We start from the raw sequence: 16,126 nt of genomic DNA, 5'->3' as shown, positions 1-16,126 counted from the left end.
ATTTGGGAATGTCCCTTCCCAAAATTGCCTTTTGGAAACAAATTCTCATCTCTTTAGTGTTAGGTTTAAGTATCGGAATCGGCTTTAATCCTGAATCTGGTTTGGTAACACAGGAAACGATCCAACCTTACCTGCAATGGTTCAAACTACCAGGTGATCTATTTTTAAACCTATTACAAATGATCATGATCCCTCTTGTGATTGTCTCAATTGCTTTGGGAGTTTCCAGTTTAAAGAATCTAAAAGACCTATGGCATTTAGGCAGTCGAACTTTAGTTTATTTCATCTTCACCACCATCGTTTCCGTTAGCATTGGCATTTTTTTAACCACAGCAATTCAACCAGGAAAACAGATCCAAAACAAAATCCAAAATCAAACCATAACTAACTCGGTTCCAATAAAGGATTCCCAAAATGTTACAGAATCCATCCCTGAGATCATCGCAAACATCATCCCCAAAAATATAGTCAATGTTTGGTCCAAACAACAAATGTTATCCATTGTGTTTTTAGGAATGATCCTAGGGATTTTCTTTTTAACATCAAAAGAATCGGGAACTGCCCTCAAAGCCTTTTGCCATTCCTTAGAAAGTTTTTGTTTGTGGGTCGTAGCTATCGCGATGAAACTGGCTCCACTCGCAGTACTTGGACTCATGAGTTATGCGATGGTTCAAATTGGATTTTCGTTGGTGTTTGGGCTTTTATCTTATATCATAACGGTGTTAGTTGGTTTATTTTTAATTCTAGTTTTTTATAGTTTACTTGTTTTCTTTTTTACCAAACAAAACCCAATCCTGTTTTTTAATCAAATTCGAGAAATTCCGATCCTTGGTTTTTCAACTTCGAGTTCCAGTTCTGTATTGCCCTATAGCTTAAAAGTTGCCAAAGAGAAATTAAAACTAAAAGAAACAGTTGCCGATTTTGTTTTGCCTTTGGGTGCAACGATCAATATGGATGGAACTGCACTGTACCAAGCAGTGGCGACGGTTTTTTTAAGCCAAGTCTACCAAGTGGAACTGAGTACGTTAGATTTATTTTTGTTAGTTGGAACTGTGACGGCAGCGTCCATTGGAACAGCCGCCACACCTGGAGTGGGACTTGTCATCCTTTCCTCCATCTTATATACCTTTCACATTCCCATTGAAGGGATCACCATTCTTTTTGGTGTTGACCGGTTTTTGGATATGTGTAGAACTTCAGTAAATCTGACCGGCGATCTCTCGTGCGCTTTTATCATGAACCATATCTGGAAGGAAGAAAACAAATAATGAAAACGTTAAAAATATTTCTGGCAATCGGAATCAGTTTCGTACTCATCCACTGTGATACTAAAAAGGATCCACTTTCCGATTTTGAAGCAAATTTACTATGTACTTCCTTTGCGATCTGCAATGGGGAAACTCCAGCTAAAACGGGAATCATCGGAGACAGTTGGACCGATTTACTTTTTGGATATCCGTTTGTGGAAACTTTAAGACCCCAATTGGAAAACAGATTCCAATATAAATTTGTGGGAGCTACACTTGGTGGAAAAACCCTCCAACAAGTAGTGAGCCAAGGTTTACAGTACCAAGTCATCGACCAAGGTGGCGCCGATATGAAAGTCGTTATCCTTTCGTTAGGTGGAAATGACATTCAGGCCAATTTATCAGAATACATCGGAAATATTGATGCTGTCCAAGCACAACGATTTGCAACCATCAAAGCCAATCTCAAACAAATGATTATCACTGGGAATGCGTATAAAATTTCACGTTTTGGTGGCCCACCTCTCAAATGGATCATCCATGGATATGACTACCCGAATCCATTTATGGCACCGGTAATTTCTGGATCCGATGAAGGTTGTAAAACAAAGTTTGATCGAGTTGGTCTTGTTTTATCAGACCCAGCAGCGTTTACTTCCACCCAATTGGATTCATTTAATAATTTACTCGTTGATATCACTAGAGAAGAACCAAACCTAATTTATGTTGACCTACGAAATACTTTGGGTGGGAAACCAAGCTCACGTGCAGAGTTTATGTTGGATTGTATCCATGCAAATAACTTAGGTTATACACTTTTAGCTGATAAATTTGCAAGAGCCATTTACCCAATCACAAATGTAGGTTTTTAATTATGAAATATTGTTATCTAATATTAAGTATTCTTTTAGTACTGACAACTTCCATTCAATCACAAAGCAATCAGAATGGTTTTGCCCATCCCTTACAGATTGAACCAGTGGCCGTGTATTCTAAAATCAGAGGAAACGTTGGTTATTGGGATAAAAACTTTAACTCGGTAAAAGAGATTAATAAAAATGTCAGTGTAGAAGGAGAATACAAATTCAGTGATTCTTTTTCTGTGATTTCTTCCCTTGGAAGAACGGAGTATTCCCAAACAGATACGGCAAAAGAAGTTACCTGGGACAGATACAATGTTGGTCTCAAATATGGTAAGATTTTTGAATCAGGTAGTTCCCAATTTTTGATAGGTGGGGGACTTCGTGTGTATGATAAAAAACGAAATTCATTATTTCGTGAATACGAAAATCCAGAGTACTATTTAATTCGTCCGAATTTTGGTCTTGGTTATAAATCAGGAATTTTCCAAATCATGTCCGAGTTCCGTTTCCAAACAGAATCTAACCGCCACGGTCGCGAATCCAAATTGGAAGAATTCAAACGGTATTACCAACTAGGAATTGCACCATCCTTTGCCATTGCTGAGTCGGTTCGTATCTTTACTGAGTTTGAATATAGAGAACCAATCGATAAAACTGCTGATAAAAACTTACGATACTTCAATTTTTATCCAGGAATATCCATGAACACAGAAAGTTTCGGAACGTTTAGTTTCAGTTTTCTATTTGGTGTTCTTCCCAAAGCGGACAATGCAATGGATAGAGGGATTCGTTTTTCCTATTTCTACTTCTTTGACACCAATTGATTTGGGATGAAGTTATTGAATCGGATTGTTTGTATGGGTTGGGTTTTCACTTTGGGAAACTGTTTGAGTATCCAAATTGGAAATCCATCCATGACATTGTTACAAAACAAAGGACAATCCGGTTGGTATACACCTGGAAAAATTCCAGTTCCAGGTGATACCTTTGTTGAATCCTGTACGACTAATTATTTTGGACTTGTGAGTCTTGGGAATGCAAGTTACGATTGGATTTCTAAAAATTCTCGTTTCAAAGAAATTCATAGCGTCGATCATTTTTATAAAAACCAATACTTTATTTTCCAAGAACTTTGTTTGCGAGTCACGGGCAAATGAAACAAAACATAGAATCACTCAAAGAGTTTTCTAAAAAATTAAAGAGTGGTTTGATTTACGAAGAAATCGAATCGAAGTTAAAAGAATTTCATTCGAAAAAAACGAATCAAACCAACAAATCCTTGGAAGTACTCACAGAGAAAATTCGTAAAAAAGAAGAACAAATAGAAAAGTTATATGACGACATCATCCTATTACAAAACAAACTTTCCAATCTCTTAGACAAAGAACTCCAAAAATAGAATTTTTTTCCCCCTATGTTTTCCCATAACAAAAGACCATTGATCCTCATTCGAATCCTCAGTTTTCTCCTTCCTTTTTTTCTCATGCAATGTGCCAGTTCTGGATTTGGAACCCAAGGGCTTCTCTACGAAAACCAAAGGATCTCCATGATGGAAACCGGTCTTTCTGCCACAAAAGAAGGATTTTCCTGTGCGAAGTCCTATTTAGGTCTCATTGCTTACGGGAATGGATCCATCGAAGAGGCCCAAAAACAGGGAAACATCAAAGAAATTACATCCATTGAAATAGAGACCTATAATTTCCTTGGGATTTATGCAAAACTATGTACGGTAACCAAGGGGAATTAGTCGAAACTATAAATAGAGCCAATGGTTATGTGGAAAACAGTTAGAGTTTTAAGTGTTTTGGTTTTGTTTCACTTACATTGTGTTCCAAAACCTTCTCCCTCTATACTCGGAGTGTTTATTTTACCCCTAGTCACACAAACTTCTGCTACCTTTACCATTGAATCTACGGTTCCTTCCAATGGAGCCACAGGAGTATCTCTCACTCCTACAATCACAATCGTGATGACACAAGCGATTGAGCCAACTTCCCTCAATACGAATATCAGTTGTTCTCCGTCTTGTCCCAGTCTGACTGGGGGCTCGTCCAACAGAACCATCACTCTCACACCAACGACTGCTCTCACTTCTGGTGTTACCTATACCATCACCTTAAACCAAAACATCCAATCCACCTTCGGACTCACACTCGGCACCAATACTAGTTTTAGTTTTACGACTCTTTAAAACAAAAAAGCCGACGAATCTCGCCGGCTCTTCTAAAGTTCCAATCACTCTTTCGGAGATTGGATGATCTAAAAATCTGTTCCTCTGATTTAGAAGGACAGTTCTTTTGATCGTATTGGTACTTTTCAATCGAAAGCACCAACGTTCGGAAATCATTTCATCTCTTATTTAAAGAAATTTAAAATGATCCCACCTTTTGTTACAAAAAATTCAGCAAACACGAGTGAGGTGATAGCCATCAGTTTGATGAGAATGTTGATTGCAGGTCCAGATGTATCTTTAAACGGATCCCCTACTGTATCACCCACAACCGCTGCTTTGTGTTTTTCAGAACCTTTTCCACCAGCCGTTTTTTCGATGTATTTTTTTGCGTTGTCCCATGCTCCACCAGAGTTAGCAGAAGAGATCGCAAGAACCACACCAGAAACAAGAGCTCCTGCAAGTAAACCTGCAAGGGACTTCACTCCAAACAAATAACCCACAACAATTGGGCTAAGGAGGACAAGTAGACCTGGAGGGATCATTTCCCGAAGTGCCGCAGAGGTAGAAATATCTACACATTTTGCATACTCAGGTTTCGCTTTTCCTTCCATAAGACCAGGGATCTCTTTGAATTGGCGACGAACTTCTTTTACCATATCCAATGCTGCTTTTCCAACTGATTTCATTGTCATGGCAGAGAAGATAAATGGAAGCATTGCTCCAAAAAGAAGACCACCAAATACCAATGGATCAAGGAGTTCGATCGAAGTTAAATCAATCGCACCCTCTCCCATTTCTTTGGAAGCGTTTTGAGTTCTTGTGATAAACGCGGCAAATAGAGCAAGTGAAGTAAGAGCCGCAGATCCAATCGCAAAACCTTTTCCAACGGCCGCAGTTGTGTTACCCGCTGCATCCAAAGTATCGGTTCTGTCACGAACGTCTTTTCCAAGCTCTGCCATTTCCGCAATCCCACCCGCGTTATCGGAAACAGGACCATACGCATCAATCGTAAGTCCAATGGCTATTGTTGAGATCATACCAATCGCAGCGATTGCAATTCCGTACATCCCAGCAAGGATATTGGAAACCACAATTACGATCACAAGTAAAATCACAGGAATCACAGTGGATTTGTATCCAAGTGCCAAACCGTAGATGATGTTCGTTGCCGCACCTGTATCACAAGCGTCAGCCACTTCGCGCACTGGTTTATAAGAGTGGGAAGTATAAATTTCTGTGATCCAACCGATGAACATACCAGCAAACAAACCTAATGCGACTGAAGTGTACACATTCCATTTTGTGATGGTTTTGTCTCCGATTTGGAAACTATCAATCATGAATAGATCAGTTGCGAAGTAAAGCGCACCCGCCACGATGAATGTGGAAATCCAAAGTTGGAGTTTGAGAGCTTTTTCTACGTTTCCACCTTCTTTCACTCGCGCAAAAAAAGTAGTGATGAGGGATGCAGGAATTCCAATCGCAGAAATTAAAAGCGGATATAAAAGAGCAGAGTTATTGTCCGTAAGGGCAGATGCCGTTGCACCAATCACTAGTGCTGCACAAGTTGCTTCCGCTGCAGAACCAAAAAGGTCAGCACCCATACCAGCAATGTCACCCACGTTGTCTCCTACGTTATCTGCAATCGTTGCAGGGTTACGAGGATCATCTTCTGGAATTCCTTTTTCTACTTTACCAACAAGGTCAGCACCCACGTCCGCAGCTTTGGTATAAATACCACCGCCTACACGACCAAAAAGAGCCACAGAGGATCCACCGAGACCAAAACCAGCAAGAGATTCCATGAGAATGTGTTTGGCAACTGCGGGATTTGCTCCCGTGAAAAGTAGGAATAAACCAATCATTCCAAGAACCGCAAGACCGATGAGACCAAATCCCATCACAGCTCCCGAGTCAAAAGCCACTCGGAACGCTTTCGAAAGGGAAGTTTTTGCCGCTTGTGCCGTTCTCACGTTACCGGCAGTCGCAATTTTCATTCCGATAAAACCAGAAAGGCAAGAAATAAGGGCTCCAGAAACAAAAGCGATCGAAGTGTAAATTCCTTCGTTGAATTCTGTATTCGGGTTATCTAATAATAGGTAAATGAGAACCGTCATGAAGCTGATAAAAAGCAGAATGACTCGGTATTCTCTGAGAAGGAAGGCCATAGCCCCTTCTGCGATCGCGGCGGAGATTTCTTTTAATTTGGCGGTTTCTTTTTCGTTGCCACCATCTGCGCCCACTTGGATACGTATTACCCTCGCGGCGTAGAAAATCGCCGTGGCTATGGAGACCAGTGCCATGACGATAATGATTAACTCTACATTCATGAGATCCTCTTTGAGATTGTTTATTTGTATTTCTAAGATATTTTAGAAGATGACCGATGAGAATCCATAGATGATACTTCGGTCTAGGAGAATATGGCAATTTAGTGTTCTGGTAACAAGTCTATTTCTGTCTTTGTACCCAATTTTAGCAGAACCAGAAGTGCTGAATCCAGTGAAAGCGTTCTACAGTTATGAGGACCTTCTCCGCATGGCTGAGGACAAAATCATTCAGGAAACTCCCGCCAAGGCCTTCGATTTTCTCATCAAAGCCAAAGAACTGAATCCGGAACCTGATTACCGGTACTATAATTTGAGCGCTCAGGCCCATATGAAACTAGGGCAAATCTTCGATGGAATTCATGCCTACGAGGAATCCATCAAATTGAAAAAAGACCAATTGGATTTGGTTCTCTACATTGCTGACTTCTATGAAAAAGAGAAAAAACCTAGAGAATCCCTTTTTTATACCAAACTCTATTTGGAACAAAAACCAAAGGCTAAGTACAGATTGTACTTAGCGGCCATCCTCTCTCGCCAATTGGGAATGGAATCGGATTATGAAATGTATATGCAAACCTTGGAAAGTGACAAAACCTTTGTCTCCGAAAAGGACGCTCTCCAAACAAGCCTTTTTAAAAATATCAAAAACAGAAAATGGAAAGAAGCGGATGATTTGAGCCTTCGTTACCTAGTTTACTTTCCCAGAGAGGAAGGGATGTATGAAACTTTGATCCTTGCTAGGCGTGGCCGAAACTCCGATTTATTGGAACAAGCCTACATTTGGACAACAACCGTCTTTTTAAAAGAAACCAGATACTTCACTCGTTACGGAGTCTATCTGCAAGAAAAACTAAGGTATTTGGAAGCATTAACTTTGTTTCGACGAGGTTTTTACAACCTACTCAAGTATGATCCGAATTCGGATGCCAAAGAAATTTTATTTCTCATTCGCCAAAGTTATGCGAATCTGGGAAAAGATCGTGATACGTTAGCCATTGATTCCCTGGTAAAAGATTTTCTAAATCAAAAATCACTCACCGCCAATGAATTGGAAAATCATATTGCGACGTATCGAAAGAATAGAGAATATCTGTTATTTGCTATCTATTGGTTTTCATCTAGAGATGAATCCAAAACCATCGAATACCGAAAAAAATTAAGAGAACGAGATTTGGAATTTGAAGAATCGGAATTCCTGCGAGTGATGGGACCATTTGCTGCACTCCCGCAAGATTTATAAGGATACAAATCATTTCAGCAATCCCTTATGAATTTCTGTTTGGTGATTCAAAATTTTTAACTAGTGATTGTATAATCGTAATCTAATCTAACCTGACTTGACTTCCCATTTTCCATCTTCTTCCAAAACCAAACCTACTTTGTTCGAGTCTTGGAAGAAGTTCTCTCTTACGAACTGATTTGTTTAACTATGATACTTCTTCTTATCATCAATTAAGGATTGTACAACGGATGGATCGGCAAGGGTACTAATGTCACCCAATGTATCAAATTCGTTGTTGGCAATCTTACGCAAAATCCTCCGCATAATTTTCCCAGAGCGAGTTTTCGGAAGTCCAGGTGCCCAGTGGATGACATCAGGTCTTGCTATTTTTCCAATGACTTTTTCCACCATCGCGATGAGTTCTTTTTTCAATTGGTCATTGGTTGTGACCCCTTGTTTCACTGTCACATAGGCATAAATCGCTTGGCCTTTGATATCATGTGGAAAACCAACCACGGCCGCTTCCGCAACTGATTTGTGTTCCACAAGTGCACTTTCCACTTCCGCTGAACCAATGCGATGACCTGAAACATTGAGCACGTCATCCACACGACCTGTGATGCGATAGTATCCTTCTTTATCTCGGTTGGCACCATCCCCTGTAAAATAATACCCTTTGAACTGAGAAAAGTAAGTATCAAAGAATCGTTTTGGATCTCCATACACCCCTCGCATCATCGAAGGCCAAGGTTTTGCGATACAAAGATTGCCAGAGATCTCTCCTTTGTCTTTTAACTCCACCCCTTCATTGTCCACAAGAACCGGTTGGATTCCATAAAAAGGCCAACTCGCCGAACCTGGTTTTTGCGGAATGGCACCGGGGATTCCTGAGATCATAATCGATCCTGTTTCTGTTTGCCACCAGGTATCCACAATGGGGCATCTTGATTTCCCAATGTTTGCATAATACCATTCCCAGGCTTCTGGGTTGATGGGTTCTCCCACGGAACCGAGTAACCGCAGTGATGCGAGTGAACGTTTTTTGATTGGTTCCAATCCTTCTCGCATCAGGGCTCGAATGGCAGTGGGAGCTGTATAAAACACTGTCACTTTGTATTTATCGATCACATCCCAAAATCGTCCCATGTCTGGGTAACTCGGAACCCCTTCAAACATCAGGGAAGTTGCCCCGTTGGAAAGTGGTCCGTATAATATATAACTATGCCCTGTGATCCAACCAATGTCTGCTGTACACCAATAGGTATCCGTGTCTTTATAATCAAATACCGTGGCAAAGGTCAAATTAGCACCTAACAAATAACCAGCAGTTGTATGTAAGACACCTTTTGGTTTTCCTGTGGAACCAGAGGTATATAAAATAAAGAGTGGGTCTTCCGAATCCATGGCGACTGCAGGACATTCTTTTTTTACCTCAGGGTCTTTCATCAGGTAATGGTACCAGTGGTCACGACCTTCTTTCCAATTGAGGTTTCCTTCATCACCAGTTCGTTTGACTACAATGACATCATTTACTTTGTATTTGGATTCAGCGAGTGCCGTATCGACATTTTTTTTTAGTTCAATGGGTTTGCCACCTCGGTAACCTCCATCGGCTGTGATGACAAGTGTTGGTTTACAATCTTCAATCCGACCAAGAAGTGCTTCTGGTGAAAATCCACCAAACACAACCGAGTGAACCGCTCCGATCCGCGTACAGGCAAGTGTGGTGATCGCAAGTTCCGGGATCATTGGAAGATAAATGAGGACTCTGTCCCCTTTTTTCACTTTGAACTTTTTTAGAACATTGGCAAAATGATTCACCTCTCGGTGTAAGTCATGATAGGTGAGAACTTTGGATTCGTCTGGGTTGTCTCCTTCCCAAATGAGAGCCGCTTTGTTTTTTAAAGGAGAATCGAGGTGTCGGTCTAAACAATTATAAGATACATTCAGTTTTCCGCCGACAAACCATTCGGCTTTCGCTTTTGCAAAATCATGTTTTAAAACCTTGGTCCATTTTTTAAACCAAGTTAGGCGTTTTGCTTGTTCCGCCCAAAATTTTTCTGGTTTTTCTATGGATTCTTTGTATTTGGCTTTGTATTCTTTTAAACTAACGTTTGCAAGTTTGGCAAATTCTTTGGATGGTGCCACGATTCTTTCTTTCGGCATTGTGTCCCTCTAGAGGAAAAAGACTGAACTTTTTTGAAAAAAAGTCCAGCATGAATCAGAAAAAAAGAATTTAAAAATTGAACTTAGTGGGAACCGGTTCGGATCAAATCCAAAAATTCGCTTCGAGTGGTAGGATCTGTTTTGAACAAACCAAGCAAACTAGAAGTGAATAGTTCGGAGTTTTGTTTTTCCACACCACGCATCATCATACACAAATGTTTTGCTTTGATGACAACACCTACCCCAAGTGGATCCAAAGTTTCTTGGATGGCCTGTGCAATTTGGTCGGTAAGTCTTTCTTGTACTTGGAGTCTCCGTGCAAAAACATCTACGATTCGCGGAATTTTACTGATCCCAATGATTTTTTTATTAGGAATGTAAGCAACATGAGCTCTTCCATAAAAAGGAAGTAGGTGGTGTTCGCACAAAGAATACATTTCAATATCACGAACAAGTACCATTCCAGTAGTGTTCTCTTCAAAAATGGCACCATTGACCAATTGGTTGATGTCTGCCTTGTAGCCGCTGGTTAAAAAATCGTATGCTTTTTTCACACGATTGGGCGTTTTGACAAGACCTTCACGATTGGGATCTTCACCAATTTGTTTTAGGATTTCTTCGATTAAGTTTTCCATCCGATTCCTTTTTGAAAGTGAGTTCGATGTGAACCTGCCTTTCAAAATTTGAATGCAGAATATTCACTACTTATTTGACTAGACTTGACTTCTTAGGAAAAGATACATTTCCTTTTTTTGATTCGAAAGGACATAATCATCAAACAAATGCAAAAAAAAATTGGATACGATGCAAGGATGATCGAAAATTCCGGGATCGGAATTCGTATCCAACATATTTTAAAATTTTGGCCACTGAAAGAAAAGGACGCCAAACTTTACCTCTTCGGAGATCCAAATCTTCTTAAAAAATATGAGATTCCGAGAGATGCTGAAATCATCGAATACAAAACTAAGATTTATTCACCCAAAGAATTTTTAGGTCACCCAAGAATGGCAGAGATGGATGTTTTGGATATACCACATTTCAACGTTCCCCTCCGTTACCTTCGCAAATGCATTGTTACCATCCATGATCTGATTCCTTATCATTTCAAAGAAACTCATAGTTCCCTTGTGAAACGTTTGTACTTACAAATTGTATTTCGTTCCATCCAGTGGTTTGCCAAACACATTATCACAGTATCCCAGTATACGAAAGATGACCTCATCAAAAGTTTTGGATTTAAAGCAGATAGAATCTCTGTTGTTTATAATGGAATTGATCTTTCTAATTTTTCCAAACGTTCTCAAACCCAAGTAAGTTCGTTTATCAAAGAACAAAAGTTACCAAAGGATTATCTTTTCACCGTTGGAATTGGGAAAGCTCATAAAAACTTTCCCTTTCTATTAAACAATTTGGAACAAATGTGGAAGCAAGGTTCGTTGAAACTCCCTCTTGTGGTTGGTGGCATCAGTAAAGAGATCCCTACTGAATTTTTAGAATTCCAAAAAAAGAATCCAAACCGAATTTATTTTTTAAGCCACCTTCCTTACGATCGATTACCCCTTGCCTACCAAGCGGCCAAAGTATTTGTTTATCCTTCGCGTTTGGAAGGGTTTGGTTTTCCGGTCTTAGAAGCACAGGCAGTGGGCACAACCGTCCTTTCTTCCCATGCATCTGTATTACCAGAAGTGCTTCGTGATTCCGCGACCTTTTTTGATCCTAACCAGGGAATTGATTTCCAAACGAAACTTCTCTCACTCTTAAAAGATGGAAAAAAACAAATCGAATCCCAGAAAAAAGGCCTAACAAACGCAAAGCGTTTCCTTTGGCAAAACGTTCTAAAACCCTATTTAGAAGTGTTCCAAAGCGTTTTGAACCCAAAAAATTCGTAAAAAATCTACCAGGTTCGTTCCAAAAATACTTGTCAGATTTTTTTTGATCTTCGAGACTGATTCTCAGAACCATGATCAAGTGTCACTGTGCAGAAGTTTTCTTTGAAACCATCTTAAATGTTGTCAAAGAAACGAATCGCCCTATACTAGAAGTCGCCCGTGAGATGGGAGCGGCAGATACTTGTACGGCTTGTGTTCCGGATATGTTAGCCTTCATCGAACAGGAATTGGAAGGTCAACTTGCAGGAAATACAAATCATTGATTCCGATTTAATCGGAAACCTCATCACAAAAGCAAAACAAGCAGAACGAAAACGTACCAATCATAACTTCCACGAACAAAAGGAAGTTTACCAAAGGTTTCTGAATGTTTTATCTAAAAATACATATATATCACCTCACAGACATTTGTCGGATCCAAAACCCGAAACCTTTGTGGTTCTCGAAGGCGAAATTGGATTTTTAATTTTTTCGGAAGACGGAAAAATTCTACAAACCCACAAACTTTCTTCGAACGGTCCCAAACGTGGAATCGATTTACAACCGGGTGTATGGCATAGTTTGGTTTGTTTGTCAGACGTAGCGGTTTGTTTTGAAGGGAAATCGGGTCCTTATGATCCTACCGTGGACAAAGAATTTCACCCAAGTTATCCACTAGAAGGCGACCCAACCGTAACCCAAACCATTCAATCCTTTGAATCTCTTTTTGTATGAAGGGAACGATTTTACGAGTTTCCGTTTATGCAAATTTTCTCATGATCAGTTTGCCGTTTTCGTTTTTTTGTAAATCTTTACCAAGTGTTGTCCCAGTAAAAGACCATACCTTAGAATCCATTGTCTCAGATGGAATCATTCGAACCTTTCGGTATTACATTCCCAAAGAAAGATCCGAAACAAAACTTCCCGTTGTGTTCATTTTGCACGGCGGAGGAGGAAGTGGGGAAGGGATGATTTATCTTTCGCGAATGTCAGAAAAAGCGGAAGAATATGGTTTTATCGCCGTTTATCCAGATGGTTACGCGAACCGATGGAATGATGGCCGAAACTTAAGCCATTCCCTCACTGACAAACGAAATACAAAAGATGTTCAATTCTTTCGGGATATGGTGGCTTACTTAGATAAAAAAATCCCCGTGGATCACAACCGAATCCATGCGGTTGGAATTTCCAACGGAGGATTTATGACACAACGTTTGTTATGCGAATCAGGAGACTTATTTCGCTCCGGCTATTCGGTGGCGGCAGTGACCTCAAAAGGTCTTGTATCCATTTGCCCAAACCCACCAGTCAAATCCATAGGTTTTATCATGGGCACAGCTGACGATGTGATCCCCTATCAAGGTGGGACGGTTTCCATTCCCAAAGATCTTTCTCCCAACTCTTCTCGAATTCCCGCGGGAGATGTTCTCTCCTTTGAGGATTCACTTAAATATTGGAGTTCTGGTTTTTCCTGTAAGGAAGAATCTAAATCTAAAAAAAGACATATGGGTAAGTTTTGGAAACGTGATATTGATTATACAAAACTCACCGATTGTTCGGGGGATGAAATTGTAGAAGGGTATTTGATCCCAGGTGGAGGCCATATCTGGCCAAATGGATTTTATTATCAAAATGAAAAACAATACGGATATTTAAGTAAGGACTTGGATACAAGAGAGATTGTGATACAATTTTTCCGAAATACCGATTCCAAAGATAAGTTGGTTCAGAATGCATCACTCCGAAATTAGAAGTTCTTCCACTGTATTTACAACCTTGGAAACAGGTGTTGGTGAACCTGTCCTTTTTTTGCACGGATTTCCAGATAATCACAAAACCTTTTCTCCGATCATGGAGGCAGTGGCAAAAAAGGGGTATCAATGTGTTGCACCCGTTATGCGAGGGTATGAACCATCTACAATTTCACATGCTAACAAACTTCATGTTGTGGATTTGGTGAATGATGTCCTCGGATGGATGGATGACAGAAGATGGGACTCTGTCCACCTAGTAGGTCATAATTGGGGAGCCATCATTGCCTATGCCGCTGGGATGTATTACCCGAATCGATTTCACTCCATTACGAGTTTGGGTGTTCCTCTCTTAAAAACCTTTCAGGATTCCTTTTTTTGGGCACCACTCCAAACTTTACATTCCTGGTATGTCGCACTCTTTCAAATTCCCTATTTGGCGGAGCTTACGATTCGATCGAACCAATTTGCTTTGGTAGATTTTTTATGGAAGGACTGGTCTCCCGGTTTCACACCCAACCAAGACCATCTCGCTGAAATCAAAGCGAATTTCCAAAATCCAGGAATCCTTTCTTCTGCTTTGGCCTACTACCGAAATCTCAATGACCTCTTTACCGAATCCGGTCGTGAAAGCATCGTAGGAATTTTTGATACAAATATTACTGTTCCTACCCAAGTTCTCTATGGACTCAATGATGGGTGTTTTCATAAAAATTTATTTGAACACCTTCTGAATGAATCCGATTTTCCAAGAGGATTTCGGAAGATTGGATTTGATCATGCCGGGCACTTCCTTCACTGGGAAAAACGGGAAGAAGTCACCAAACTGATCTTAGAGTGGTTAGAAAAAAATAAATAGAATTTCACAGGTTCCATCGTCAGATATTCCAAGGAGACAAATTATGTTTCAAAATATGGGATTGTATGATCGAATCATTCGAGTTGTAGTAGGACTAGTGTTAGGTGGACTTTACCTAGGTGGGGTAGTGGAAGGAACCACAGCCATTGTACTGTTTGTCATTGGACTTGTAATGATTGCCACTTCCGCCATTGGATTTTGCCCAGCCTACTTACCATTTAAAATCACTACAAAAGGAAAATAAGAAACTAAATTTTTAGATTCTCTATTTACCAAATCTTAACAACTCATTCGGAACACAATGAGTTGTTCATTTCTTTTTTCGTAACCGAACCAACACTTCATAATGATTTGTCCTCGGAAAAAAATCAAACAGACTCAAGTGGTCCATTTCATAACCTATTTCTTTTAAGCTCGTCACATCTCTTCGCAAAGTACTTGGATTACAGCTGGAATACAAAATTTCCCTTGGTTTTAGTATTTCTACTGTTTCCATGATTCCTTTGGATAAACCGGCCCTTGGTGGATTCACGATCCATGTCGAATAGGTTTTCAATTCTTTGGAAACGTGTTTTTGATACAGATCTAAAACCGCATATTCATAGGTTGTAATTCCATTGGCTTTTGCATTTTGTTTTGCATATTGAATGCTTTTTTCATGTGATTCAATCCCATATAACGATTTAATTTTATCACGTAAGGTGATACCAATCGTTCCACATCCGCAAAACAGTTCCAAAACATTTGCATCCTTAGGTAACAAGGATTTGATTTTCTGAATCCAAGTCTCCAATAGGAATTGGTTAATTTGAAAAAATCCTTTTGCTGGCACGGTGAGTTTTGTGCTCAAGAATTCAAATTTTGTTTCCTCTTTTTCATACAACACAACCGCGTTTTGGGAGAGTCTTAAGGAAAGGGAATTCTCTTTTTTTTGGAATTTCGAATCTTTGGATTGTTTTGGGAATCGGGTTTGTTTTGGTTTTTGTTTAGAAAGAATAGCAAAGTCGTTTGGATTTTCAATTAACAATCGTTTATCGACATTCTTACAATGAGAGGATGAATCGGGAATGATTCTGTGTGTATTTTTGGCAAAAAAACCGATTTGTCCACCTTCCACTTGCCATTGCACATTATTGCGATAGCCAACACTTGGTCCGGTTGCGATCTCTACTTTACCAACCCATTCCGGAAACATAAATTCCAAAAGGGAAGTTTTCACTTTCACTTCCTCTTCGTAGGAAATGTGTCGGTAACTACATCCCCCACATTCTAAATACACAGGGCAGTCCGAAGGAATCCTTAATGGTGAGGATGAAATGACTGAATCGACTAATCCAAACCATTCCTTGTTACCTTGTTTGGTAAGAGTTATGTCCACAGTTTCTCCTGGGATTCCACCTTCTACAAACACAGCATGCCCATCATAGTGAGCGAGACAGTAGCCACCATTGGCCCACTTTTCTAATTTTATCCGCAACTTTTCCATTCTTGTAGACCATTCATTGAATATTCATTTGACACTGCACTCGCATTTAACATAACGGATAGGTACTCTTGGAGAAGTGGCTGAGTGGTCTAAAGCAGCGGTCTTGAAAACCGTCGTGGTAATCCCACCGTGGGTTCGAATCCTACCTTCTCCGAGTC

Annotated in this window: 18 protein-coding genes and 1 tRNA gene; 15 read left to right on the top strand and 4 right to left on the bottom strand. The window is 40.0% G+C overall.

The annotated features are described in order from the left end of the window. The first annotated feature begins 8 nt into the window (after positions 1–8). Genes EHQ59_RS13550 through EHQ59_RS13520 form a run of 7 tightly spaced genes read left to right on the top strand, consistent with a single transcriptional unit; the run spans position 9 to position 4,301 of the window. Complete coding sequence (locus tag EHQ59_RS13550; protein ID WP_135620178.1) at positions 9–1,268, top strand: dicarboxylate/amino acid:cation symporter; 1,260 nt, start codon at positions 9–11, stop codon at positions 1,266–1,268. Further along, entirely contained in the window at positions 1,268–2,119 is an 852-nt protein-coding gene (locus EHQ59_RS13545) for an SGNH/GDSL hydrolase family protein (RefSeq protein ID WP_135620177.1), read from the top strand. The genes EHQ59_RS13550 and EHQ59_RS13545 overlap by 1 nt, the downstream gene beginning before the upstream one ends. 2 nt (positions 2,120–2,121) lie before the next feature. After that, complete coding sequence (locus EHQ59_RS13540; protein WP_135620176.1) at positions 2,122–2,934, top strand: hypothetical protein; 813 nt, start codon at positions 2,122–2,124, stop codon at positions 2,932–2,934. 6 nt (positions 2,935–2,940) lie between these two features. Continuing rightward, positions 2,941–3,267 carry a TRL-like family protein gene (locus EHQ59_RS13535; RefSeq protein WP_135620175.1) on the top strand — a complete coding sequence of 109 codons (327 nt, stop codon included), beginning with the start codon at positions 2,941–2,943 and terminating at the stop codon, positions 3,265–3,267. Then, complete coding sequence (locus EHQ59_RS13530; RefSeq protein ID WP_135620174.1) at positions 3,264–3,509, top strand: hypothetical protein; 246 nt, start codon at positions 3,264–3,266, stop codon at positions 3,507–3,509. The genes EHQ59_RS13535 and EHQ59_RS13530 overlap by 4 nt, the downstream gene beginning before the upstream one ends. Positions 3,510–3,548: 39 nt before the next feature. Beyond that, positions 3,549–3,857 (top strand): TRL-like family protein, encoded by a 309-nt coding sequence (locus EHQ59_RS13525; RefSeq protein WP_244245539.1) that lies wholly within the window; start codon positions 3,549–3,551, stop codon positions 3,855–3,857. 27 nt (positions 3,858–3,884) lie between these two features. Continuing rightward, the gene (locus tag EHQ59_RS13520; protein WP_244245538.1) at positions 3,885–4,301 is read left to right on the top strand and encodes an Ig-like domain-containing domain; all 417 of its coding nucleotides are present in this window, start codon (positions 3,885–3,887) and stop codon (positions 4,299–4,301) included. Between the two features lie 164 nt (positions 4,302–4,465). Here the strand turns inward: EHQ59_RS13520 and EHQ59_RS13515 are convergent, their stop codons facing one another. Beyond that, entirely contained in the window at positions 4,466–6,613 is a 2,148-nt protein-coding gene (locus EHQ59_RS13515; protein ID WP_135620172.1) for a sodium-translocating pyrophosphatase, read from the bottom strand. A 133-nt stretch (positions 6,614–6,746) separates the two neighbouring features. Between EHQ59_RS13515 and EHQ59_RS13510 the strand changes: the two genes are divergently transcribed. Then, on the top strand, positions 6,747–7,853 hold the full coding sequence (locus tag EHQ59_RS13510; RefSeq protein ID WP_244245537.1) for a tetratricopeptide repeat protein: 1,107 nt from the start codon (positions 6,747–6,749) through the stop codon (positions 7,851–7,853). A gap of 183 nt (positions 7,854–8,036) precedes the next feature. On the opposite strand, the gene acs is transcribed toward EHQ59_RS13510, so the two are convergent. Together acs and folE are read right to left on the bottom strand one after the other, a co-directional pair. After that, positions 8,037–10,001 carry an acetate--CoA ligase gene (gene acs, locus EHQ59_RS13505; RefSeq protein WP_135620170.1) on the bottom strand — a complete coding sequence of 655 codons (1,965 nt, stop codon included), beginning with the start codon at positions 9,999–10,001 and terminating at the stop codon, positions 8,037–8,039. An 83-nt stretch (positions 10,002–10,084) separates the two neighbouring features. Next, positions 10,085–10,636, bottom strand: a complete 552-nt coding sequence (gene folE / locus EHQ59_RS13500; protein WP_012390367.1) for a GTP cyclohydrolase I FolE — start codon at positions 10,634–10,636, stop codon at positions 10,085–10,087. Between the two features lie 147 nt (positions 10,637–10,783). Between folE and EHQ59_RS13495 the strand changes: the two genes are divergently transcribed. From EHQ59_RS13495 to EHQ59_RS13470, 6 genes are all read left to right on the top strand, one after another. Further along, on the top strand, positions 10,784–11,893 hold the full coding sequence (locus EHQ59_RS13495) for a glycosyltransferase family 4 protein (protein ID WP_135620169.1): 1,110 nt from the start codon (positions 10,784–10,786) through the stop codon (positions 11,891–11,893). Between the two features lie 71 nt (positions 11,894–11,964). Then, complete coding sequence (locus EHQ59_RS13490) at positions 11,965–12,156, top strand: (2Fe-2S)-binding protein (RefSeq protein ID WP_135620168.1); 192 nt, start codon at positions 11,965–11,967, stop codon at positions 12,154–12,156. Then, positions 12,134–12,607: a WbuC family cupin fold metalloprotein gene (locus EHQ59_RS13485; RefSeq protein ID WP_135620167.1), complete on the top strand. Its 474-nt coding sequence runs from the start codon at positions 12,134–12,136 to the stop codon at positions 12,605–12,607. Before EHQ59_RS13490 ends, EHQ59_RS13485 begins: the two co-directional genes overlap by 23 nt. Further along, positions 12,604–13,623: a CE1 family esterase gene (locus EHQ59_RS13480; protein ID WP_135620166.1), complete on the top strand. Its 1,020-nt coding sequence runs from the start codon at positions 12,604–12,606 to the stop codon at positions 13,621–13,623. Before EHQ59_RS13485 ends, EHQ59_RS13480 begins: the two co-directional genes overlap by 4 nt. Continuing rightward, on the top strand, positions 13,604–14,482 hold the full coding sequence (locus tag EHQ59_RS13475; RefSeq protein ID WP_135620165.1) for an alpha/beta fold hydrolase: 879 nt from the start codon (positions 13,604–13,606) through the stop codon (positions 14,480–14,482). Before EHQ59_RS13480 ends, EHQ59_RS13475 begins: the two co-directional genes overlap by 20 nt. A 43-nt stretch (positions 14,483–14,525) precedes the next feature. Continuing rightward, a complete protein-coding gene (locus EHQ59_RS13470) occupies positions 14,526–14,726 on the top strand; it encodes a YgaP family membrane protein (protein WP_135620164.1) in 201 nt (66 codons plus the stop codon). 66 nt (positions 14,727–14,792) lie between these two features. On the opposite strand, the gene EHQ59_RS13465 is transcribed toward EHQ59_RS13470, so the two are convergent. Then, positions 14,793–15,968, bottom strand: coding sequence for a class I SAM-dependent RNA methyltransferase (locus EHQ59_RS13465; RefSeq protein ID WP_135620163.1), 1,176 nt, complete (start codon positions 15,966–15,968; stop codon positions 14,793–14,795). Positions 15,969–16,038: 70 nt separating this feature from the next. Here EHQ59_RS13465 and EHQ59_RS13460 point away from each other — a divergent pair. Then, positions 16,039–16,122, top strand: a tRNA-Ser gene (locus EHQ59_RS13460). The last annotated feature ends 4 nt before the right edge of the window (positions 16,123–16,126 follow it).

Source organism: Leptospira kemamanensis, assembly GCF_004769665.1.
Taxonomy (GTDB): domain Bacteria; phylum Spirochaetota; class Leptospiria; order Leptospirales; family Leptospiraceae; genus Leptospira_A; species Leptospira_A kemamanensis.
This window is presented reverse-complemented; position numbering and strand designations above follow the sequence as displayed.